The organism is Acidovorax sp. FG42, from assembly GCF_057809195.1.
This window is the reverse complement of record NZ_JBMDJM010000030.1, coordinates 1-21,334: the sequence shown is the minus strand read 5'-3', so window position 1 is coordinate 21,334 and position 21,334 is coordinate 1. Positions and strand designations below refer to the sequence as shown.

At 60.9% G+C, this 21,334-nt stretch carries 16 protein-coding genes and 2 pseudogenes; 5 read left to right on the top strand and 13 right to left on the bottom strand.

Annotated features, from left to right (window positions below; translation table 11 throughout):
- Positions 1 to 2,181, top strand: a pseudogene (locus ACODSM_RS22285) (hypothetical protein); the annotation flags it as partial.
- A gap of 51 nt (positions 2,182 to 2,232) precedes the next feature.
- Here ACODSM_RS22285 and ACODSM_RS22280 read toward each other — a convergent pair.
- Both ACODSM_RS22280 and ACODSM_RS22275 read right to left on the bottom strand, forming a co-directional pair.
- Entirely contained in the window at positions 2,233 to 3,546 is a 1,314-nt protein-coding gene (locus tag ACODSM_RS22280) for a PD-(D/E)XK nuclease domain-containing protein (RefSeq protein ID WP_488806932.1), read from the bottom strand.
- A complete protein-coding gene (locus ACODSM_RS22275; protein WP_488806931.1) occupies positions 3,546 to 5,795 on the bottom strand; it encodes a Piwi domain-containing protein in 2,250 nt (749 codons plus the stop codon). The genes ACODSM_RS22280 and ACODSM_RS22275 overlap by 1 nt, the downstream gene beginning before the upstream one ends.
- Before the next feature lie 843 nt (positions 5,796 to 6,638).
- On the opposite strand from ACODSM_RS22275, the pseudogene thyA reads away from it, so the two are divergent.
- The 4 genes and pseudogenes from thyA to xth all read left to right on the top strand — a co-directional run.
- Positions 6,639 to 6,920, top strand: a pseudogene (thyA, locus tag ACODSM_RS22270) (thymidylate synthase); the annotation flags it as partial.
- 69 nt (positions 6,921 to 6,989) lie between these two features.
- Complete coding sequence (locus tag ACODSM_RS22265; protein WP_488806930.1) at positions 6,990 to 7,598, top strand: DUF4337 domain-containing protein; 609 nt, start codon at positions 6,990 to 6,992, stop codon at positions 7,596 to 7,598.
- A 33-nt stretch (positions 7,599 to 7,631) separates the two neighbouring features.
- Positions 7,632 to 8,120, top strand: coding sequence for a dihydrofolate reductase (locus ACODSM_RS22260; RefSeq protein WP_488806929.1), 489 nt, complete (start codon positions 7,632 to 7,634; stop codon positions 8,118 to 8,120).
- Between the two features lie 79 nt (positions 8,121 to 8,199).
- Positions 8,200 to 8,979, top strand: coding sequence for an exodeoxyribonuclease III (xth, locus tag ACODSM_RS22255; protein WP_488806928.1), 780 nt, complete (start codon positions 8,200 to 8,202; stop codon positions 8,977 to 8,979).
- A 171-nt stretch (positions 8,980 to 9,150) separates the two neighbouring features.
- On the opposite strand, the gene ACODSM_RS22250 is transcribed toward xth, so the two are convergent.
- The 11 genes from ACODSM_RS22250 to ACODSM_RS22200 form a co-directional block, all read right to left on the bottom strand.
- Positions 9,151 to 10,098, bottom strand: a complete 948-nt coding sequence (locus ACODSM_RS22250) for a ferritin-like domain-containing protein (protein WP_488806927.1) — start codon at positions 10,096 to 10,098, stop codon at positions 9,151 to 9,153.
- Positions 10,099 to 10,326: 228 nt separating this feature from the next.
- A complete protein-coding gene (gene ntrC / locus ACODSM_RS22245) occupies positions 10,327 to 11,964 on the bottom strand; it encodes a nitrogen regulation protein NR(I) (protein ID WP_488806926.1) in 1,638 nt (545 codons plus the stop codon).
- Between the two features lie 51 nt (positions 11,965 to 12,015).
- Entirely contained in the window at positions 12,016 to 13,041 is a 1,026-nt protein-coding gene (glnL, locus tag ACODSM_RS22240; protein WP_043566259.1) for a nitrogen regulation protein NR(II), read from the bottom strand.
- Between the two features lie 81 nt (positions 13,042 to 13,122).
- Positions 13,123 to 13,650 (bottom strand): hypothetical protein, encoded by a 528-nt coding sequence (locus ACODSM_RS22235; protein WP_015013433.1) that lies wholly within the window; start codon positions 13,648 to 13,650, stop codon positions 13,123 to 13,125.
- A 220-nt stretch (positions 13,651 to 13,870) separates the two neighbouring features.
- Entirely contained in the window at positions 13,871 to 15,286 is a 1,416-nt protein-coding gene (glnA, locus tag ACODSM_RS22230; protein WP_015013432.1) for a type I glutamate--ammonia ligase, read from the bottom strand.
- A gap of 172 nt (positions 15,287 to 15,458) precedes the next feature.
- The gene (locus tag ACODSM_RS22225) at positions 15,459 to 16,280 is read right to left on the bottom strand and encodes a competence/damage-inducible protein A (protein ID WP_060985994.1); all 822 of its coding nucleotides are present in this window, start codon (positions 16,278 to 16,280) and stop codon (positions 15,459 to 15,461) included.
- Entirely contained in the window at positions 16,277 to 17,227 is a 951-nt protein-coding gene (locus ACODSM_RS22220; protein WP_488806925.1) for an EI24 domain-containing protein, read from the bottom strand. The genes ACODSM_RS22225 and ACODSM_RS22220 overlap by 4 nt, the downstream gene beginning before the upstream one ends.
- Before the next feature lie 35 nt (positions 17,228 to 17,262).
- Positions 17,263 to 18,276, bottom strand: a complete 1,014-nt coding sequence (locus ACODSM_RS22215) for a sterol desaturase family protein (protein WP_488806924.1) — start codon at positions 18,274 to 18,276, stop codon at positions 17,263 to 17,265.
- A 97-nt stretch (positions 18,277 to 18,373) separates the two neighbouring features.
- Positions 18,374 to 19,195 carry a polysaccharide deacetylase family protein gene (locus tag ACODSM_RS22210; protein WP_488806923.1) on the bottom strand — a complete coding sequence of 274 codons (822 nt, stop codon included), beginning with the start codon at positions 19,193 to 19,195 and terminating at the stop codon, positions 18,374 to 18,376.
- 23 nt (positions 19,196 to 19,218) lie between these two features.
- The gene (locus tag ACODSM_RS22205; protein WP_422849636.1) at positions 19,219 to 20,205 is read right to left on the bottom strand and encodes a YncE family protein; all 987 of its coding nucleotides are present in this window, start codon (positions 20,203 to 20,205) and stop codon (positions 19,219 to 19,221) included.
- Between the two features lie 269 nt (positions 20,206 to 20,474).
- Positions 20,475 to 21,227 carry a 16S rRNA pseudouridine(516) synthase gene (locus ACODSM_RS22200; RefSeq protein WP_488806922.1) on the bottom strand — a complete coding sequence of 251 codons (753 nt, stop codon included), beginning with the start codon at positions 21,225 to 21,227 and terminating at the stop codon, positions 20,475 to 20,477.
- Between the last annotated feature and the right edge of the window lie 107 nt (positions 21,228 to 21,334).

The following is a 21,334-nucleotide window of genomic DNA, read 5'->3' as shown; positions in this document are numbered from 1 at the left end:
AGGGTGGGTCAAGATTCGATGGAAATGGTGGGTCAGCTTTGCGTGGAAATCAACATCCTTGCAGACCTATTCAAAGCTGGAGCAACCGAGACAGGAAGAGAAACGGAAAAGGATTCTTCTTTCCAGATTGCCGACGTAACTAGCTATCGAACCAAGTTAGCGGAACTTGCCATAGAAGTAACGAAGAAGGAGGGAGTACCTTGGTACGTTCTTCAACAAGCGAGCTTGCTACTTGCCTCCCTGAAGAAACCGGTAGCATTGCCAAAGACGGGTGATGAGCTGAAATACCATCGGGCCCTACAAACATTTGGACAGGGAAAACTTTCGCGCGAACCCCTTACTCTCGAGGAAGAGGTGGTCATATCATTGGTAGGTTACCAACTCGTCGGTGACAAACGCCATTACTCGCGCTGGTTTGTTCGACTTGGTGAAAGATGGCTTAAGCATATTTCGAGAGCTTGGCCAATTGTGGCTGAAACCGCGCCCGACCTTGCGCACCATCTGCTCACGTCTGACCGACCGGCGATGGCAGACATCATTGCCAGAGCGCCTCGATATCTGGCCCACTTCGCGACAACCCGCTGGTCCGACGGTGACTCCCCCCTCCCAGAAGGTAAGTGGCTTCCACTCCTGACAGTTATCACCCATCCTTCAGGGCTGTTCAGCCAGGAGAACGCTCTGCTCAAGCTGGCCCAGGCGCTGAGCCAGTCGACGGAAATTCGCAACTTTTCCCCTGAACTGCTCACTCCGCTAAACGTCAAGGTCAAATCAGAGAATTGGACTGTCCTACACAATCCAACTCTCGCTGACCTTGAAGCTCGCGCGGTCGAGACGCTAAAAACCACCAATGGAACGTACGACACTCCGGCATGGTGCAGTGACGACGATGCTTGGATGTACGCATTTGGCCGTTTGTTGCGAGCTGCTGCGACGGGAGAACCAGACTTCACCGCGCGACATTGGCTTTCAAGCGAAGAGACGGGACGGTACAGCGGCCTGAAGAGCACCTGGTACAAACGCCGCCTTGGCATGCTTCACACCGCTGAGGGTCTCCGGGGTACAACAGCGGCCATCACCCCCTGGTTCTCTGACTTGCTCATGCACCTACTTCGGTGGCCTGGAGTCACTGAACGGGATGGGCTGAAAGCGGCTTCGATTAAGACAAGGAAAGATTTCGAAGACGCAATCGAAGAGCGCTTGAAATTTCAGGAATCGCTGTACGGGGCCAGCAGTCGTCTACCCATCTATCGATATCCGGTCGAATGGCCACTCGACCGAGCCCGTGGCTTGAGGGTAGCCATGGTGCAGGGGCTGATGCCATTACACGCTGATTTCAACGGTGGACTGGAAGGCACGAGCGCCTACGGCTTCCGCGAGAAGCATCGCAATCACACGGCTGCACTACTGCATCTCACCAATAAGCATTTGGCCGCTCGGGACTACGTACTGGGCACGAGCGATAAGCCCCATTTCGACTTGGTGGTGTTCCCAGAGCTCTGTATCCATGTGGATGACCAAGACCTGATGCGGGCATTTTCGGACGCCACTGGTGCAATACTGTTCTACGGTCTGCTAGGAGCGAAGGAGCCCGCCAGCGGTGACCCTATCAACACTGCCCGGTGGCTAGTTCCGCAACGCCGGGCCGGACGACGCTCGTGGGTTCAAGTCGACCAGGGTAAACAGAACCTAGTTCCGGAAGAGAAAGCGCTTGGCATCAAGCCATGGAGGCCCTACCAAGTCGTGATAGAACTGGTGAACTCAAGCGACACAGACAGGGAGCCATATCGACTGACAGGCTCCATCTGCTACGACGCCACGGATATTTCCCTAGCTGCAGACCTGCGCGACGAAAGTCACATGTATGTCGTCGCCGCGATGAACAAAGACGTGAAGACGTTCGACGGCATGGTAGCCGCACTGAGGTACCACATGTACCAGCACGTCCTTATCGCAAACATCGGCGAATTTGGCGGCTCGACGGCGCAAGCCCCCTACGACAAGGAACACCAGCGACTGATATCGCACTCGCACGGCAGCAATCAATTGGCTGTTTCCGTCTTCGACATACGTCTGGAGGACTTCGGCCCACCCTTGGAAGCAGCGAAGACAGGCGCAAAAAAATGGAAAGAGGTCACCGAACGCATTGGAAAAACACCTCCAGCGGGACTTGCGCGGAAGTAATCCCCAAGTTCGGCAGCAGAGTCCCCTGAATTCGCCCACCGACTATGCGAGTCAAGAAGCTCCGGGGTGCCGCCTTTTCCGCGGAACAGAAACCGCAGTGGACTTGGAAGGTTTGCCGGGAGTTCGTCGCGTAAGTGCTTCTTTCTTAGTTGGGCACGAACTGGTCTGGTTTGCCGGAAGCTGTGATGGGCGACTAACAATCACGACGCCATCAATGCCGGGAGCCCTGCGCAAGGCCCGCGCTGTGGTTTCGTGAACTTGCACGCTTGCTGAGTCGTCATAGATGAAGACGACAATTCGGCTGTACCTCTCTGGTGTCTGGAGGTACGGAACGATGTCTTCGAGAACCTCTTTCTCGATGTCCTTGAATGCAGCCGCGCTACGCGCATACTTCACCTCTATCAGCAGTCCGAGGCTGGGAATGCCGAAATCGGCGCGATATGTCGAATGCCCAAACTTCGGAAGTGTGTCCTCGTCCTCCAAGTCGAGAAACACAGGGCGAAGCATCATATAGAGGACATCCTGCACCTCACGCTCGCTAACAAGGGGCCAGCAAATCGGGGACCTCAATTCCTGTGCATCCCACCGCCACCGCTTCATGCTAGCCTCGAATTGCTCCAGCATGTGTATGACCGTCACAGGCGACCGCAACATGTCGCTTGTTGCTTCCGAGATTGCGTTGTGGATGGCCCGCCAAATCAAAGCTGCTTCATTTGCAGTTCTGCTTCCAGAATCCTCGCGAAGTGCTTGTTCAACGAGGGCCTGCTTCAAGGCCTGTCGCCTTGCAGGCATGATTGGTGAGGCGCCGTGCAGCGACAAAAGCCAATCTTGCGCTGCCAACTCCACCAACCGGCCTTCTGCAGCCTCGGGGATAGGCGATTGGGGGATGCCCGCCAAGATACTGGCGTACTGCGTCATCGCGTCGCCGCCACTGTTTGCGCCCGTCTTGAGCGCCCCAATCACCTCGCGGCACCAGCTCAAATAGTGAGGCGCAGTTTCCTTGAACTGCTCTGCCGCGAGGACTAGGCCCACAAGCACTGGCGGGCTGTGCAAGGTCACGTTCTGGCTAGCTACGGTTGCATCTCGACTGACGGCTCTCGCCAATCCTCTGTTGAGTGCAGAAAGCATGGCTTCAGTGCTCCGGCGCCTCACCGTGAAAGCAAGCGCTGCGACACTGGGAAGACTGCTAGGGTCGTAAAGCTCGCTGAGCCACGTGTCATCGCAATCGACATCCCAGTCGAAGCCCAACCGGACGTCTTCGCCCAAGAAATGCCTCGCCAGTAGACCTTCGACATTGCCAGATTGGTTGGCCTGGGATATGTCGACCCGCAGTCGCTCGAGCACCTCTGACAGCTGAGTTTCCATCACAGGAACCACCGGCTCTCCTTGAGCTTCGTGGCCAGGATGTCCGGATTGAAGTTCGGTACCTGCCGCAGATTGCCCAAAAGGTCTACGACCATGTTTGGGTAGGAAACCGAGACAGGCAGAGTGGAGGGATTGAACGAGCGCCAGGACATAAAGGTCATGTCGAAAACCTGCTTGGAGACATAGTGCAGGTCCTTGAACGTCGAGCTTGGGTGAATGCTTACTAAGATGGGGCTCGGACAGCCCTGAAGGTCGGTCTTGAGCTGGTGAGGGCCTGTCAACGTTACAAGAGCAGCGCGGGGTCCCAGCGGGATGAATACGCCACGCTCCGGAACCTTAGGGCCTTTCAGTCCCGACTTGTACTTCACACCGCTTGAGTTGTCATCGAATAGTTTCCAGTCGTGGTCGCTGCTCACCTGGACGAATGCAAACTCAACCTCGAATTCGTCGAGCTCCTTGATGAGGTCGGCGACAGCACTTGCCTCCGTTTCCTTGTACCGCTTGAATGACTGGTGAAATATGATTCGTAGCTTGTCGCCTTGCTGCCAGCCGAATCGGCGGCGCAGCTCAGCAAGTGTCGTTCGAAGAGACTCTAGCAGTCGGTCCTTGTATTGGTCTGTGCTGGCCTCCGTCGTCGCATTGCCAAGCAGATAGATACCGTCGCCGCTGAAAACGGTGGTGATACCAACGAGGCGTTCACGCTCAGATAGCCTGTCAAAGCCAACACGAGCGCTACCAATACCAACGATGATTTCGTGCACGAGGCGCTGCTGTACGGACAGCGTCCAGGGAACTCCTCCTAGCTTCGCGTAGAGCGACAGCGCGAGGTTGTTCAGTGTGTACGCATTCAGCTTATGAATGGTCTCCATGGTGATGGCCTGGACGGGAACTCCCTGCGACATCAGCGTCGCCTTCGCCGTGTAGTACGGGCTTCCCGCACCCAAAAGGGCTCTATCGGCTTCGGTGATGACAACGAGCGCCAAGTCCAGCTCCTGCTTCGCAGCCTCCAGTGCAGCCTTCTTGTATGCCGCCGCTCTGTCGCCATCAACCGTGACGGCAGTTCCGGTATACGAAAGCCGCCTCAGTCGGTACTTACGCGGCATACCTTGAGAGAATGCCGAATCCCGCTCGCCGTCGGAGGGTACCCCGTCGCGAAGTTGTGCAGCAAGCGCCTCCACCCTGCCCTTGCTATCTTCCGGATAAAGGATGCCAATCTTCGGCTCCTTCTTGGAAAAGCCGTCGGTGTCAAATGGACCGTTCTTGTTGAGCTTGGGGTCGACAGGCCACGACACGGTGATAGTGCCACCAGGTTTGAGACTGCATTGAGGGGAGTTGAATTTCCTGAAGTTACCCACATGGTCGCCCTGCTGAACTTCGGTCAGCATGCCTGCAAGGGAGATGCTCAACCCTTCGCAACATGGGATGGTCCCTTGAAGGTCTTTGAACGCCTCCATAAGCTGCTGCACACGCGCCAACTGCTTATCCGCACCTGAGACCGAGTACAGGGTCGGGAACATCTGCCTCGACACTGCGTCATAGCGCCTCCCTAGCAGCGCCTTACCAACCCGCTCGAAATTCCGAAGAGTTGCCTCGACGTGAAGGCTTTCTACTAGTACCTCATCTTCCCGCGCATCGACCAGCCGTGCAACCTCTCCGTCGATACGCTCCACTCGCCCAACCAACCTTCGATTGAACATTGGAATGATGTACGGGTTGTCTCGCTCAGCCTGCTTCACAACATAAAGACCGCACGGGTTTAACCCCTGAGCGACGAGCTCTTGAAGGTTTGGTTTGATGAGGAATCGCGCATTGAAGTTGACCAACACGCCGTTGACAAACTCGCCTTCCTGTGGAGCCAAGGGCCGAATGTCGAACGAGTATTCAGGGAAGATGGCGAAGAGTTCGGCTGCATCGCCCTTAAGAAGGTTTTGTGTGTCTCGGACAAACTTCACCGGTCGCACGCCTGAGATGCGGCGGTTGTGGTTGAAGAATTGAAGAAGCAGACCATTCCGTGCCAGCGCATTGGCAATGCTAAAGTCTTCGGCAGCGTTGAAAACTCTTCGGTCACCTTCAGTCTCCACACCTGCTTCGTAGGGAAACAGAAGAACTTCATCGCTCTCGCGATGGACGAAGTGCGTCTTGGTCAGACTATGTCGAAGTTCACGAAACTGCTCTCTATCTACGTAGGGAACTGCGTAACCTTCGAAAGGCTCTGATGAAAACTGGATGGGAAGGTGATTCAGAAGCACGCTGAGCAGTCCTATCTCTCAATCCAGCACGCTTGTAATTCTTATCAACCCACATCCTCTATGAAGCGTTGATGAGCTGGCTCTTCAACAGTCTACCCATGGGACCGCGTTATGACTACCAGCCAGTGCTTACTGACTGATAAAACTTGAGCGTCAGGGCAGCCCATATGAACAACTCGGGCCCGTCGACACATCGAGGCTCTTCTTCAAGGGTGGCTCTGACGTGGAGGAGAATAACTCCACTGAAGAACTCGTTCTTCCCCTCTCCACAACCTCTCGGTAGCTCGTACTCGAATATCAAGACAGCGGGTAAACGTCAGTGCGTCTTATCCATCGACGCGTGCTGCACATAAATTTATTGCCGCAGTGGAAACCGCGAGAACACAACTTGTGCAAGAGCACATTACAGCAGCATTTAAGAATTGCGAGGCATCCAACTGATGACCATTGCGAAGGGCAAGGGATTCGACAAAGTCCTTCTGTATGAAGGATGCTACGCAGGCCAAATTGTCGCGCCGGCACAGAAAATGGCTGGGCCGGTCAAGCGCAGAAGCTACGGGCAGCCGCACCTCGCGCACTGAAACGAACGTGCATCCGGACGCCGAAGGTACGTGGCGGGTCCAGGGAGCTCAACGAGGCGGCCATAACTAAAGTGAGATGGCTCCAAGTGCGCAACTTGCAGGGTGTGATAAGAGACAATCTCAGGAAGCCGCCCTTGTTGGAAGCCGGCAACATTTCTATTTTTTTGCAGCCGTCCCGAGGGCTGAACAAATGCTCAATACAGAATTGGCTGCCAAGGCCCTGAATTCAATGAACTGGACAGAATTTGGCCGGTTAGCGGGGCTGGGCGTGCCCTTCAACATCGCCAGCTACGCGCTGCTGACCCACATGGTGGCGCAGCAATGCGACCTGGACGTGGGCGACTTCATCTGGACGGGCGGCGACTGCCACATCTACAGCAACCACCACGAGCAGGTTGAGACGCAACTGGCACGCACGCCCTACCCCTACCCCGTGCTGAACATCAAGCGCAAGCCGGACAGCATCTTCGACTACGAGTACGAAGACTTTGAGGTACTGGACTACCAGTGCCACCCGGCCATCAAGGCGCCCGTGGCGGTCTGATCACCGCCCCGGAGCGCCGGCTGCACCTGCCCTGCCTTCCCCCATAACCAATACAACGAGTTTCTATCCATGTCTTCCGGCGGATTCCACGTACACGGCCCCCACGACCACGCGGTCGAACATGCCACCCACGGCCACAATGCCGCGCACCACGGCGCGGACCACGGCGGCGGCTCGTCCACCAACAAGATTGCGATGTTCACGGCCATTGTGGCCACGGTGGGCGCCATCTTTGCCTACATGGGCGGCGCCACGCAGGCCAATGCGGGCCTGATGAAGAACGACGCGGCCATCAAGAAGACCGAGGCCTCCAACCAGTGGAATTACTTCCAGTCCAAAAGCACCAAACAGAGCCTGGCCGAGCTGGCGCGTGACCTGACCCCGGCCGAGACCGAAAAGGCCAAGTACCAGGCCAAGATCGACCGCTACGAAAAAGAAAAGAACGAGATCAAGACTGTGGCCGAGAAGCTGGAGGCCGATGCCCACGCGTTCGACCAGCAAAGCGAAGCCCAAATGCACCAGCACCACCGCTGGGCCCAGGCCACCACCGCGCTGCAGGTGGCGATTGCGCTGGCCGCCATTGCGCTGCTGACCAAGAAGAAGTGGCTGGAATACGGCATGTACGGCGTGGCCGCCGTGGGCCTGGGCGTGGGCGCGCTGGCGTTCCTGCACATCTGATCCCATCCACCTACCAAGCACCGAGCGAGCCCTATGCCCCTGCACCTCATTTACGCCCGCGCGGCCAACGGCGTCATCGGCAAGGACAACCGCCTGCCCTGGCACATCCCCGAGGACATGGCGCACTTCAAGCAGCTCACGCAGGGCTGCCCGGTGGTCATGGGCCGCAAGACCTGGGACTCGCTGCCCCCGCGCTTTCGCCCCCTGCCCGGCCGCACCAACATCGTGGTGACGCGTCAGGCCGACTGGCAGGCCGAGGGTGCCCACCGCGCTGGCAGCCTGGCCGACGCCCTGGCGCTGTGCGACGCGGGCAAGACCGTGTGGATCATCGGCGGCGCGCAGATCTATGCCGAGGCCCTGCCCCTGGCAGACTGCGTGGAGGTGACGGAGATTGCGCAAGACTTTGACGGCGATGCCTATGCCCCCGTGCTGGGCGCAGAATGGGTAGAAACCGCCCGCGAGCACCATGTCAGCACCAACGGACTGCCGTTCAGCTTTGTGACCCGTGTGCGCCGCAGCTGACGGCGCAGCCCCATCACTCTTCTACCCACATTTTGATAGCTACCAGCGCATGATCCACTAGCGCTACCGGCCAAAAACCATGCAAATTGCCACCTGGAACGTGAACTCCCTGTCGGTGCGCCTGCCCCAGGTACTGGCCTGGCTGGCCGCCAACCCGGTCGATGCCCTGTGCCTGCAGGAGCTCAAGCTCACCGACGACAAGTTTCCGCACGACGCGCTGAAAGAGGCGGGCTACGAAGCCGTCGCCTTCGGCCAGAAGACCTACAACGGCGTGGCCATCCTGAGCCGCCACCCGTTGCGCGACGTGGTGCGCAACATCCCTGACTTTGGCGACGAGCAGGCCCGCGTCATTGCCGCCACGCTGGACACGCCCACAGGCCCGCTGCGCCTACTCAACGGCTACTTCGTCAACGGCCAGGAGCCGGGCTCGGAAAAGTTTGCCTACAAGATGCGCTGGCTGCAGGCCCTGCAGGACATGGTGCGCGCCGAGATGGCGGCCCACCCGCGCCTGGTGCTGGTGGGCGACTTCAATGTGGCGCCGGAAGACCGCGACTCGTACGACCCCGACGGCCTGCGCGAAACCATCCACCACACGACCGAAGAGCGCAACCACTTCCAGGCGCTGCTGGCGTTGGGACTGACCGATGCCTTCCGCATGTTCGAGCAGCCCGAAAAAAGCTACTCGTGGTGGGACTACCGCATGCTGGGCTTCCAGAAAAACCGGGGCCTGCGCATTGACCACATTCTGGTGAGCGAAGCGCTCAAGCCCACAGTGACGGCCTGCGTGGTGGACCGCGCTCCGCGCAAGAACCCGCAACCCAGCGACCACGCGCCGGTGGTGGTCACGATGAGCGCCTGATACGCCGTAGAACCGCTGGGCTGCAGTCCTCAGGCTGCCCGCAAGCGACGCAAAAAAAAGGCTGCCAGAGTATTCCTCTGGCAGCCTTTTTTCTGGGGGCAACCCTCTCAGGTGCAGCACAGGCGCCATCTCAGGCGTGGCTCACCCAAGGGGCACCCGTGGCCACTGGGATCAGGGCCGTGGCGAGAACCCGTCGCGCAGCGCACGCACCTCGTCGTGGTTGCGCTGGGCGCCTTGTGCCTGGCGCTCCACCAGCGCCCGCACATCGGCAGGCAGTGCGGCCTTCAACGCCTTGCGGTAGCGGGCCACCGCCGCGTCCTCGCCACGCTCGCACTCTTCCAGCACGGCCTTGTCGTCGCGGGTGGAGAGTGCCGTCTTCACCGACACCCAGCCCCGGTGCAACGCACCTGCCACCGTGCCGCCCTGTGCAGGGTCGCCATTCAGGCGGCGGATCTCATGCTCCAGTTCGACAGCGGCAGCGGCGCATTCACGCGAGTGGCGCTGGAAAATGCCCTTGAGCTGGCCCGACTCGGCATGCTCCGCACAGGCATGGAAGCCGTACTCGCCGTCGCGTGCAGACTCCAGCAGGTCATTGAGTACATCGACCACATCTTCGGCGTCGATCACGTCCATGGGGCGGTCGGTGGCGAGCGTAGTGCGGTTGGCGGCGCGCTCCCACGCCGCACGCGTGGCGGGGCGCACATCGGTCCAGGCCAAGCCGTCGCTGCCGTGGCGTGCGCGCCAGTCGTCCGCCAGGCGCGGCTCGATGGCGTCAAAGTCGCCCTCGTAGCGGCCCACAGACGACCAGCCCAGCTCATAGGCGGGACGGTATTGGTCGTACGTGCGGCCGCCCACGTAGTAGGGCTCGCGGTGGTAGGTTTCGCGCCAGTAGGCGTCTTCTTCGGTGGGATTGACGGCCTCGGCAGCCGCCTTGCCAGCCAGGCCGCCGGCCACAGCCCCTGCTACGCCACCAATGGCAGCGCCGACCGGGCCGCCGAAAGCACCAGCAGCAGCGCCGGCAGCAGCGCCACCCAGGGCTGCACCCACGCCCGTTCCGACGGGGTGAGCACCAGGCTCATTGGTCAAAGGGTCACGGTTGGCATCGTTGAAATCCGACATAGGAACATCTCCGGTTGGTTGACAGTGACTTCATTGTTGAAGCCACCTCCGGAGTGCCAGGTCGGCCCAGGGAGGGCCTACATGTAGGACATGGCCCGCCATGCGGTGCGATGGGCAACGCGCATCAGGGCCGTGTTACAGCGATGCCACCGGCGAGGTAGTAGCACCTTGCATTGCTATGATTTCAATAGCTGCAGAGGCATGATCAACATGCGCCTGCGGCCATTTTCATGCTTCATCCGGCGCATCCAGGCCCAGCTCCTGGATCTTGCGGGTGATGGTGTTGCGCCCAATGCCCAGGCGCTGCGCGGCCTCCATGCGGCGGCCGTGGGTGGCCACCAGGGCCGTGCGAATCAGGCGTGACTCAAAGCGCCGCGTGAGCGCGTCCCACACCTCGGGCTGGCCGCCCGCGAGCAGTTTTTGCGCTTCGGTTTCGAGTGCCTGCTCCCAGCTGTGGGCAGCAGCCACAGGGGCTGCCACAGCGTCGGCCGACCAGGACGCAGCGGGCGCAGGTGCAGACGCGGGCACGGGAGTCGACACGGGCGCTGCGGGGTGCAGCCCCCCCACCAGCTCGGGCGCTGGCTGCACCACCGGGGCGACAGGCGCCAGCGGGGCCACCGGCATGGACGTCACCGTCGTCGCCGCAGGCTCGGCACCCGCGGTAGCGCGCACGGGCGGCTGGTACACCGGGGCCTCCAGCACCTCGGGCGGCAGGTCTTGCAGCGAGATCACCTGCGCGGGTGCCATCACGGTCAGCCAGTGGCAGATGTTCTCCAGCTGGCGCACATTGCCCGGGAAGGTAAACTGCTCCAGCCGCGCCAGCGCCGAGTCGGCAATGCGCTTGGGCTCCACACCCAGCTGCCGCGCGCTTTGCTGCAGGAAGTGGCGCGTGAGCATGGGCACGTCCTCGTGCCGCTCGCGCAGGGCCGGCAGGCGCAAGCGGATCACGTTGAGGCGGTGGAACAAGTCTTCGCGGAAGCCACCTTCCTTGACGCGCTGCTCCAGGTTCTGGTGCGTGGCGGCAATCACGCGCACATGGGCCTTGACGGCCGCGTGGCCGCCCACCCGGTAGAACTGGCCGTCAGACAGCACGCGCAGCAGGCGTGTCTGCAGGTCAAACGGCATGTCGCCGATTTCGTCGAGGAACAGCGTGCCGCCCTCGGCCTGCTCGAAGCGGCCGCGCCGCTGCGTCTGCGCACCAGTGAAGGCACCGCGCTCGTGGCCGAAGAGTTCGCTCTCCAGCAAGTCCTTGGGAATGGCGGCGGTGTTGATGGCCACAAAGGGGCCATCGGCCACGGGCGAATGCTTGTGCAGCGCACGCGCCACCAGCTCCTTGCCCGAGCCGGATTCGCCGGTGATGAGCACAGTGACCTGGCTTTGCGACAGCCGCCCGATGGCGCGGAACACGTCCTGCATGGCGGGCGCCTGGCCCAGCATTTCGGGGGTCGCGGTCTGGCGCTCTTCGGTAACTTCTTCGCGCTGGCTCTCTTCGACCGCGCGTCGGATCAGCTCCACCGCCTTGGGCAGGTCAAAGGGCTTGGGCAGGTATTCGAACGCGCCGCGCTGAAAGGCCGACACCGCGCTGTCGAGGTCGGAGTACGCCGTCATGATGATGACGGGCAGGCCGGGCTGCAGCTCGCGCACCTTCTCCAGCAGTTGCAGGCCCGAGCCTCCGGGCATGCGGATGTCGCTCACCAAGACCTGGGGGCCCTGGCGGGCGGGGTCGCCCGCAGTGACATCGGCCAGTGCGTCCAGCACTTCGCGCGGATGCGTGAAGCTGCGCGTGGGCAGGTTCTCGCGGGCCAGCGCCTTTTCCAGGACGAAGCGGATCGAGGGGTCGTCATCTACTATCCAGATCGGCTTCATATGTTTTTCTTACCTTCCCTGTGGTTGCGTGTCAGGGACCGTCGTGCGCTGTCAAGGCAAGGGGATCAGGATTCGGAAGTCGGTGCGACCCGGTACGCTGTCGCATTCGATCAACCCGTGGTGTCGCTGCACGAAGGTTTGCGCCAACGTCAGCCCCAGCCCTGATCCGCCGTCCCGACCCGACACCAATGGGTAAAAAATCCGCTCCTTGATGGCATCGGGTACGCCCGGTCCGTTGTCGATGACATGCAATTCCAGTGCCAGCCGATAGCGTTGCCGGCCGAACGTGACCTGGCGGGCCACACGTGTGCGCAGCGTGATCACGGCATCGCCCTTGGCGATACGCTCTGACAGCGCCTGGGCCGCGTTCTGCACAATGTTCAGCACCGCCTGAATGAGCTGCGCACGGTCCCCACGAAACTCGGGGATGGAGGTGTCGTAGTCGCGCTGTACCTTGAGGCCCTGCGGGTATTCGACCAGCACGAGCGAGCGCACCCGCTCGCACACCTCGTGGATGTTCACGTCGCCCACCAGATGCGGATGGCGGTGGGGAGCTAGCAACCGGTCCACCAGGCTTTGCAGGCGGTCGGCCTCGTGGATGATGACCTGGGTGTATTCGGTGAGCTCGCGGTTATCGAGTTCCATCTCCAGCAGTTGCGCCGCGCCCCGAATGCCGCCCAGCGGGTTCTTGATCTCGTGGGCCAGGTTGCGGATCAGCTCCTTGTTGGCCTGGGCCTGGTCGCGCAGGCGCTCTTCGCGGTCCTGGCGGGCCTGCTGCTCCAGCGGCCACAGCTCCACCAGGATTTCGCCCACCTGCTCGGCATCGGCCACATTGACATGCACGGGCACCGGGTCCTGGTGCAGGCGTTTCAGGCTGGCCTCGTAGCGCAGCGCGGCAAAGTCTTTGCCCCGGGCGCCCGCCAGGGCGGTCTGCAGCAATGCGGGGTCGGTGAAGAAGGTGGAAAAGTCCGCCCCTTCCAGGGTGCGGCGCGAGAGGCCCAGCGTGTTTTCCAGGGCGGCGTTGGCAAACTGCACGGCACCATCATCCGCACGCAGCACCGCCACCAGGGTGGACATCAGGTCCAGGGAATGAAAACGCCCGGTGTCAGTGCCGGGCAGGTCGGGAAAGGAAGGGGCACTCACGCGCTGTCGCCGTTGTCAGTTGGTGGGCGCAGCGGGCGCGGGCAGGCGGGCAATCTCGCGCTTGATCCCTGCGATGTCGCTCTCGCTGCGGGCGAGGCTGGCCTTGAGTTCGGCCGTGCGCTCGGTATAGCGCTGGGGGTTGCGCAGATCCAGCGCATTGCGCTCGGGCGCACCGTTGTTGTATTCCTTGAGCAACTCGGCATGGCGCGTTTCCGCCTTGCGCAGCTCGGACTCCAGAATGGCGCGGGCATCCGAGTCACGGGACTTTTGCTCGTTGTTGCTCACGCGCGGAGCGTTGGCGGGCGAGGTCGCAGACGACGGAGCTGCTGCCCCACCGCCACCGGCGGCAGGGGCTGCGGCAGACGCCGGGCGGGTGCCCTGCACCACGGTGACATTGCCGCCTTCGACCAGCTTGCAGCCACGCTCCTTGGCCTGCTGCGCGTTGTTGGTGTATTCGTTGCCGCAACGATAGATGCGGTCTTGCGCCTGGACTGCGGGAACGGCGGCGGCGATGAGAAGCAGGGTGATGAGCGTTTTTTTCATTCGGTTTCCTCGCACGGACATGCAGGGGTCGGGGGAGTATCCCCCAATCACCTCACATCTCCAATCCAACAAAGACAGACCCTTGCAGGGCTGTGTATACGGATGCAACACCGGACGCCTTGGTTCCACCACGTGCACTCAGCGCGTCCGCCCGCTTCGCCCGCCCATGAAAAAAGGCGGCTTACGCCGCCTTTTTGAGCCATGGTCTGCAAGCAGACGATTACAGCGAGTAGTACATGTCGTACTCGACAGGGTGCACGGCCATGCGGAAGCGGGTCACTTCGTTCATCTTCAGATCGATGTAGGCGTCGATCATGCTGTCGGTGAACACGCCACCCTTGGTCAGGAACGCGCGGTCCTTGTCCAGGTGCTCCAAGGCCTGATCCAGGCTGTGGCACACGGTAGGCACCAGCTTGTCTTCTTCTGGAGGCAGGTGGTACAGGTCCTTCGTGGCGGCTTCGCCCGGATGGATCTTGTTTTCCACGCCGTCCAGACCGGCCATCAGCAGTGCTGCGAAGCCCAGGTAAGGGTTCATCAGTGGATCGGGGAAGCGGGCTTCCACGCGACGGCCCTTGGGGTTGGCCACATAAGGAATGCGGATCGAGGCAGAACGGTTCTTGGCCGAGTAGGCCAGCTTCACCGGGGCTTCGAAGTGAGGCACCAGGCGCTTGTAGCTGTTGGTGCCGGGGTTGGTGATGGCGTTCAGGGCACGGGCGTGCTTGATGATGCCGCCGATGTAGTACAGCGCAAAGTCCGACAGACCGGCATAGCCGTCGCCAGCGAACAGGTTCTTGCCGTCCTTCCACACGGACTGGTGCACGTGCATGCCGGAGCCATTGTCGCCGTGGTAAGGCTTGGGCATGAACGTGGCGGTCTTGCCGTAGGCGTTGGCCACGTTGTGGATCACGTACTTTTGCAGGATGGTCCAGTCGGCGCGCTCGACCAGCGTGCTGAACTTGGTGCCGATTTCGTTCTGGCCAGCGCCCGCCACTTCGTGGTGGAACACTTCGACAGGGATGCCCAGGGATTCGAGGATCAGGGACATCTCGGCGCGCATGTCTTGCGTGCTGTCAACGGGAGGCACTGGGAAGTACCCGCCCTTGACGGTGGGACGGTGGCCACGGTTGCCGCCTTCTAGCTTGGCGCCGGTGTTCCAAGGAGCTTCGTACTCTTCGATTTCGTAGAAGGTGTTGTTGGGCTCAGTGCTCCAGCGAACGCCGTCGAAGATGAAGAATTCTGGCTCAGGACCGAAGTAGGCGGTGTCGCCCAGACCGGAGGCCTTCAGGTAGGCTTCAGCGCGCTTGGCGATGGAGCGCGGGTCACGGTCATAGGCCTTGCCGTCGGCGGGCTCGATCACGTCGCAGGTCAGGATCAGCGTCGTTTCTTCGAAGAAAGGATCGATGTTAGCCGTGCTCGGGTCGGGGATCAGCTGCATGTCGGAGGCTTCGATGCCCTTCCAACCGGCAATCGACGAGCCGTCAAAGGCGTGGCCCGAAGTGAACTTGTCTTCGTCGAAGTGAGAGACGGGCACCGTGGTGTGCTGTTGTTTGCCACGGGTATCGGTGAAACGGAAGTCAACGAACTTGACTTCGTTCTCCTTCACCATCTTCATCACGTCTGCAACGGTCTTGGCCATCAGGTTCTCCTGGATAAAGCGCTTGTTGAAAAAAGAGTTTGCTGAAACAAAAGCAGTTTGCGTGCCAGCCGAGTGCAGCACCGCACTATGAAGGAGCGCTACTGGCAGCAGGTCGGCGTGGCATACGCCCAAAAGCACCAATACGGTGCAATCCATCTTTCTAATCTGGGTCTCAGAGGTTGCGCACCAATTCAGGGCCACAATTTGCACCAAATTCGTGCAAACCTGTTTTTAGTGCCTGCCATGCTGCGGGCACGGAAGACGCTGGCCCTTTGACACCCAGTTCGATATGCCGCCCGTATTGTGGATGATCTACACTGGGCAAACTGAACACCCGCACATCAGGGTGCGATTTTTCAATCTGCTCCATGAGGGGCGTCAACGATGCCTCCATCGCGCCAAAGACCACCACTGACTGCTCGGTCTGCGGCGCGCGGTTGAAATGGGCTGCGTAATGGTGCTCCAGCACCCACTCGATCATGGGCCAGGCCATCACAGGGAACCCAGGAACGAAGTGCACGGATCCACCGCCAGGCCCGTCGCAGCTGAAGCCGGGGATCTTGTTGTAAGGATTGGGGATGATGCGCGCGCCCACCGGGAACATGCCCATGTTGAGGCGGTGCACGTTGTCAGAGCGATCAGGCTCGTAGGGCACGCCCTGCTCTCGCGCCACATCCTGCATGCGTTCGCGGATCAGCGCCTCGGCCTCTGGGTGCAGTGCCAGATCCTGGCCCAGGGCTCGTCCAGCGCACTGCCGCGTGTGGTCGTCAGGCGTTGCACCAATGCCACCACACGAGAACACAACATCGGCCGACGCGAACGCCCGCTGCAAGGTGGCTGTGATCCGGTCCGGGCTGTCCCCCACATAGTCGGCGTAGGCCAGGGACAGGCCGCGTGCCGACAACAGTTCGATCACCTTGGGCATGTGCTTGTCGGCACGTTTGCCTGACAAGATCTCGTCGCCCACGATGATGAGGCCGAAGGTAGGTGTCATGGTGCGTTGTCTCCAGAGGGCGAAATGGCAGGGGGTGGTAGCACGGCCGCAGCAGGGGCCGCAGTTTCCAGCGCCGGCGTGTCAGCATGGCGTGGGGTCAATGCAGACGAGGCCGACGAAGGGGCGGGCTCGGCCATGGGCATATTCGTCCCCCGCTCGGCCCGCAAGCGTTGCAAGGCGGCCAGGCCATAGTGCGTGAACCACAGCGAGGAAAACGCGAACACCAGGGTGTAGATCCAGATCGCCAGTGGCACCAGCACAAAAAACGCGGCGGCAAACACCACACCCGATGCCCACACGATGCTGGGTGCCGCCCCCAGGTAACCCGTGACGATGCCAATACCCAGCAGGCTGCTGCGATGGCGCCGGAAGATCTCCTGGCGCTCCTCCTTGCTGGCGTGGTCCGCCAGCGCATCAAACACCATCACCCGGTAAGTCAGCCACCCCCAGATCAAGGGCGGCAGAACGAGCACCAGCGGCGGAACCAGCCACAGCGGAACCGAAACCACCAGCGCCACGAGCGCCAGCACCGTGGAGCCCACGGACCAGGCAACACTCGCGATGAAAGACCCGCCTTTTTTGCGCTCCAGGTCCGGAAAACGCCGGGCAGCCACCAAGGCCACCAGGGCAGGCGTCATAAGCACCGCCACGGCCAGCAGCGACACCACCACCAGTACAGGTGCCACAGCCAGCACCACCATCAACGGCGCCATGACGGCCGTCACATCCCTCAACCCCCAGCCCTGGAGCCAGCCCCAGACGCTGGCCAGCAACGAGGAGGCGTCGAGCAAAGTGCGCATTGCCTGCACTGCCCCGTCCCAGTAAAAATAGCCCAGGCCCATCGCCAACAAGGCCATCAAGACCAGGGGCAGGAGCGACAGCGCGATCACACGCGGACGCAGGCAGTAGGCGGCGGCACGCCAGAAAGAATCAAGCAGTAATCCCATGGCGGCAAGCATACAGGCAGCGCCCGCCGGGTCGCTCAGGCCTTGCCCAGCAACCTCAGTACGCCCCGCCATTGCTGGGACCAGAATCCCCTGCCGTAGTCGCGCACGCGGCCATCGGGGCCCGGCTCCACCTGGTCGCGCACGCCGGTCGGATCAAACCGCTTTTCGAAGTTGGCCGTGCCCATCAGCATGTCCCACCAGGGCAGCAGCACCCCGAAGTTGTGCCCGCCGAGCACCACGCGCGGTGGGGTTGCGGGTTGGCCCGATGTCGCCGCAGACGAGGGCTTGACCGTCTCGTGGCCAATGCCGATGCTGTGGTGTCGGCGGTGAAACCGGGGGCTGATCCAGAGCCGCTCGCCCACCTGGCCGAACCACAGCCGTACGTTGGCGTGCTGAAAGCTCTCGCTGAGCTGGGTGATGGCGACGATGGCAATGAACTGCCCTGGCGCAACACCAATCAGCTGCGCCACCGCCACCAAAATCACGTCGCGCAGCAGGTCGTCGAGCAGGTGGTTTCGGTTGTCGCTCCACATCGTCATCTGCTGCTGCGCATGGTGCAGCGAATGCAGTCGCCACCACCACTCGAAGTGGTGCTGCCCCCGGTGGATCCAGTAGTCCACAAAATCGAACACCACCAGGTACAGCAGCAAACTGACCCAGGAGATGTCCGTCACACCCGGCCAGATGCCATCGAGCTGGAACGTGCTGACACCCGCCACACGCAAGGCACCAAACAGTGAATCCGCCAGCGGATCCACCGTGAAAAACAGCGCCAGCCGGAACAATCCCAGCCGGTGAATCAGGGTGTAGAGGATGTCAGTGCGAATGGTGGCGCGGTCATTGATCTGCTCCACCGGCCACCAGCGCTGCATGGGGCCAATCACAGCCACGATGACCACCAGCTGCAGCAATCCCACCAGCAGCCAGCCGGATGCCTCATAGCCGTTCTCCAGCAGGCTGGCCAGCCCTGTGGTGAACATCATCGGCTGCAGCACGCTCTCAAAAAGCCATTGCTGCACGCTGTCAAATACGCCGCCTAGCCATCCCATCGTGTTGCGCTCCCTGGCACCCGTTTATTCATGCACCCATCCGGCAACTGCGCCCTGCGCCACTGCATCCATGGTCACACTGGCCCCCACAGCCCCTCTAGCGAACCTGAGCCACTGCGGCTGCATAGTCCGGATGGTCCCGCAGGGTGCGAAAGCAAAACCCTCGCTGCTGGAGCCCTTCAATCAAAGGCTCCAGCACGGCGGGCGCCCAGGCGTCCTTGCGCGACCAGATCCCCAGGTGAGCCAGCAGAATGTCGCCACTGTGCACATCGCGCAGCGCCTTGTTCAGCAACGCGGTGTTGCTGGCCGTCTCACTGGGCAGCTCATCGCCCAAAAAGCCGGCGGGCGACCAACCCACATGCGCGTAGCCACAGGCCTTCGCGCTGGCAATCAATTGTGCAGAGGTCTTGCCACCCGGCGCGCGGAACAGGGGCAAAGGCGTTTTGCCGGTAATGGCCTTCAAACGATCCGCTGCGTGGGTGATTTCTTCGCAGTATTCAGCCGCCGACATCACAAAACTCTGCCCCTCACGCGGTCCCGCCGAGGGGCGAACCCGAAACGCCGGGTGTTGTGCGTTGCCAGCATCGGCGCGCCAGTACGTGTGGTTCCAGGTATGGGAGGCAAACTCATGCCCCTCTGCAGCGCGTGCACGCCACCACGGAGCCCAATGGTCTCCCAGGCTTCCATCGCCTTCCTTCGTGCGCTCGTTGGCGGCAAAGAAGGTCACGTGCACCTGCTGGCGTTTGAGGACCTCCGCCACCAAGGGCGCCACTTCCATGTGGCCCGTATCAAAGGTCAGGTAGAGAGGCTTTTTGCAGTCATTTTGCGCAGTAGCGCTAGTGAAACATGACCAAGCAGCTATCAATACAATAGCATTGCGGCGCCTGCCGTGAGGTACACGAAGAGCGCTGAGAAACATACCTCTGACCGGCTGTGCAACGCTCAACGCGGTGCGTGCTGCAAGGTCCAAACACCGTGGGGCGATTTACCCACGTTGACCTGACGCACCACCTTCTTGGCCTGGGTGTCCACCACGGACAGCTTCCTTGCCCAACGCGAACTGACGTAGATGTAGCGTCCGTCCGCCGAAACATCCATGCAATCAGGTCCGCCAGGCACAGGGTACGACTCGACGACCTGCTGGGTGTTCATATCGATCTTGCTGATCGAATTGGCTACGCGATTGCTCACATACAGATGGCGCCCGTCGCCAGCGGCACGAAAGGCGTGCGCACCGTTGCCTGTTTTGATCCGCTTGACGCTGACTGCTTCACGCCCGGAGATATCGAACACCTCCACGCTGTCACCGCCCGTGAGGCCCACAAACAGATGTTTGCCATCGGGACTGCCGTAGACATCCGCAGGCATGGGGCCTGTTTTGACGCGCCATTTGATGGTCTGAGTGGCAATGTCAATCGCCACCAGTTCGTCACTGTCCTGCATGGTCGAGTAGACGGTGGTGCTGCGGCTATCGATCCACAGATGGCTGGGCGTGCGGGAGGTGGCCACACGCTGCACCAGCGTCAAGTCCTTGCCATCCCAGCGGTAAAAATCCACATGGTTCAGGCGGTTAGCGGCCGTGATGAACCATTTCATGTCCGGGCTGAAGCGCAGGTGGTAGGGGTCCACAATGCCACGCACCGTACGCTGCACCTCGGCGGTACGAGGGTCTACAAAAGTCAGGGTATCGCCGAGCGCGTTGGCCACGATGATCGATTTCTCATCGGGCGTCAGGTACAGATGGTGCGGCTCTTTGCCTGTCGGTATGCGGGCCGTCTCAGTCCAAGTCACCGGGTCGATGACGCTGACGTTGGCCTCCAGCGAATTGAGCACAAAAAGAGGCGGCGCACCCGATGCGACACTGGCAACGGAATACCACAACCCACCGAGGGCCACAACGCAGGTGCGTGCAATCGAGAGAATCTTCACAAAACCACTTTCAACACAGCCTTGGAGTGTAGCGCTGCACCTGCCGCGGTCTTGAGCGACAACACGTAACATCAGGGTGATCGTGCACTCTTTGACCAAAGTCATGTCGGCACTGGAACGAGCAAGGATGCCGGGTGCGCTGAGAGATGACGTCGCACTACACCAGGAGGGCCGAATTCGCTTGGATGGCCGGACCTTCAAGGATAGGAGCACCATGTATCGGCCGCAGGCTTGGCGCCAAACAATGACGGCTACCCCCGAAGAAAGACTCAAGCGTTGCTGTTCAAAAGCTCAAGATCTGACGCACTGAGCCATCGCCATTGCCCGGGCGCCAAATCAGCCGGCAAGTCCATGCCTCCAATGCGAGAGCGGTGCAACCCTTCCACCCTGTTACCAACAGCTGCAATCATCCGTTTGACCTGGTGGTACTTACCTTCGGTCAGTGTCATATCCAAGCGATGGGTGTCCACCATGGTGCAATGTGCTGCACGCACTGGCTTGGGGTCGTCGTCCAGAACAACTCCTGCCAATAGTTTCGATACCTGCGCCTCATCCACAGGGTGTTTCGTCGTGACTTGATAGACCTTCGGCACATGCTTCTTGGGCGAACTCAAGCGGTGGATGAACTGCCCGTCATCGCTCAGTAGCAGCATGCCGGTGGTGTCCTGATCAAGACGCCCCACTGCCTGCACGCCTTGCACGGCACTCTTTGTGGGCCGCTGGCGCAACGGCGGAGGCAATAGCGTGTAGATGCTGGGATAGGTAGAAGGCTTTTGAGAGCATTCCGTACCGGCGGGCTTATGCAGCAGTACGTAAGCCTTGGCGTGGAAAGGCCAGTCCACCCCTTGCACGCGAAGCAGCAGTCCTTCGGGTTCGAAATCGGCCGTTGCCTCCGAGCAAAGGACGTAATCAGCATTGGGCGACGACGCATCACACACCGAAACCCATCCCTGCTGAATCAGCCCCGCACAGACACGTCGCGTACCAAAGCCCTGGGAATAGAGAATGTCTTGCAGTTGCATGGCCAATAGTTGCAGAAGATGCAGGGACAGCGGTAATTAACTTCCGCCTTTCCAAAGCAAAAAACCCCAGTCTTTATGAGACTGGGGTTTTCTGGGCTGTAAGAGCC

Coding starts and splice junctions, on each gene's coding strand:
- glnL (WP_043566259.1), bottom strand. CDS start 13,041: ATGTCCACCCTGGTGGCGGTGCTGCGTGCGGATGATGGTGCCGTGCAG.
- ACODSM_RS22220 (WP_488806925.1), bottom strand. CDS start 17,227: ATGGGATTACTGCTTGATTCTTTCTGGCGTGCCGCCGCCTACTGCCTG.
- ACODSM_RS22215 (WP_488806924.1), bottom strand. CDS start 18,276: ATGGGATGGCTAGGCGGCGTATTTGACAGCGTGCAGCAATGGCTTTTT.
- ACODSM_RS22265 (WP_488806930.1), top strand. CDS start 6,990: ATGTCTTCCGGCGGATTCCACGTACACGGCCCCCACGACCACGCGGTC.
- ACODSM_RS22280 (WP_488806932.1), bottom strand. CDS start 3,546: ATGGAAACTCAGCTGTCAGAGGTGCTCGAGCGACTGCGGGTCGACATA.
- ACODSM_RS22210 (WP_488806923.1), bottom strand. CDS start 19,195: ATGTTTCTCAGCGCTCTTCGTGTACCTCACGGCAGGCGCCGCAATGCT.
- ACODSM_RS22250 (WP_488806927.1), bottom strand. CDS start 10,098: ATGTCGGATTTCAACGATGCCAACCGTGACCCTTTGACCAATGAGCCT.
- xth (WP_488806928.1), top strand. CDS start 8,200: ATGCAAATTGCCACCTGGAACGTGAACTCCCTGTCGGTGCGCCTGCCC.
- ACODSM_RS22260 (WP_488806929.1), top strand. CDS start 7,632: ATGCCCCTGCACCTCATTTACGCCCGCGCGGCCAACGGCGTCATCGGC.
- glnA (WP_015013432.1), bottom strand. CDS start 15,286: ATGGCCAAGACCGTTGCAGACGTGATGAAGATGGTGAAGGAGAACGAA.
- ntrC (WP_488806926.1), bottom strand. CDS start 11,964: ATGAAGCCGATCTGGATAGTAGATGACGACCCCTCGATCCGCTTCGTC.
- ACODSM_RS22225 (WP_060985994.1), bottom strand. CDS start 16,280: ATGACACCTACCTTCGGCCTCATCATCGTGGGCGACGAGATCTTGTCA.
- ACODSM_RS22235 (WP_015013433.1), bottom strand. CDS start 13,650: ATGAAAAAAACGCTCATCACCCTGCTTCTCATCGCCGCCGCCGTTCCC.
- ACODSM_RS22200 (WP_488806922.1), bottom strand. CDS start 21,227: ATGCAACTGCAAGACATTCTCTATTCCCAGGGCTTTGGTACGCGACGT.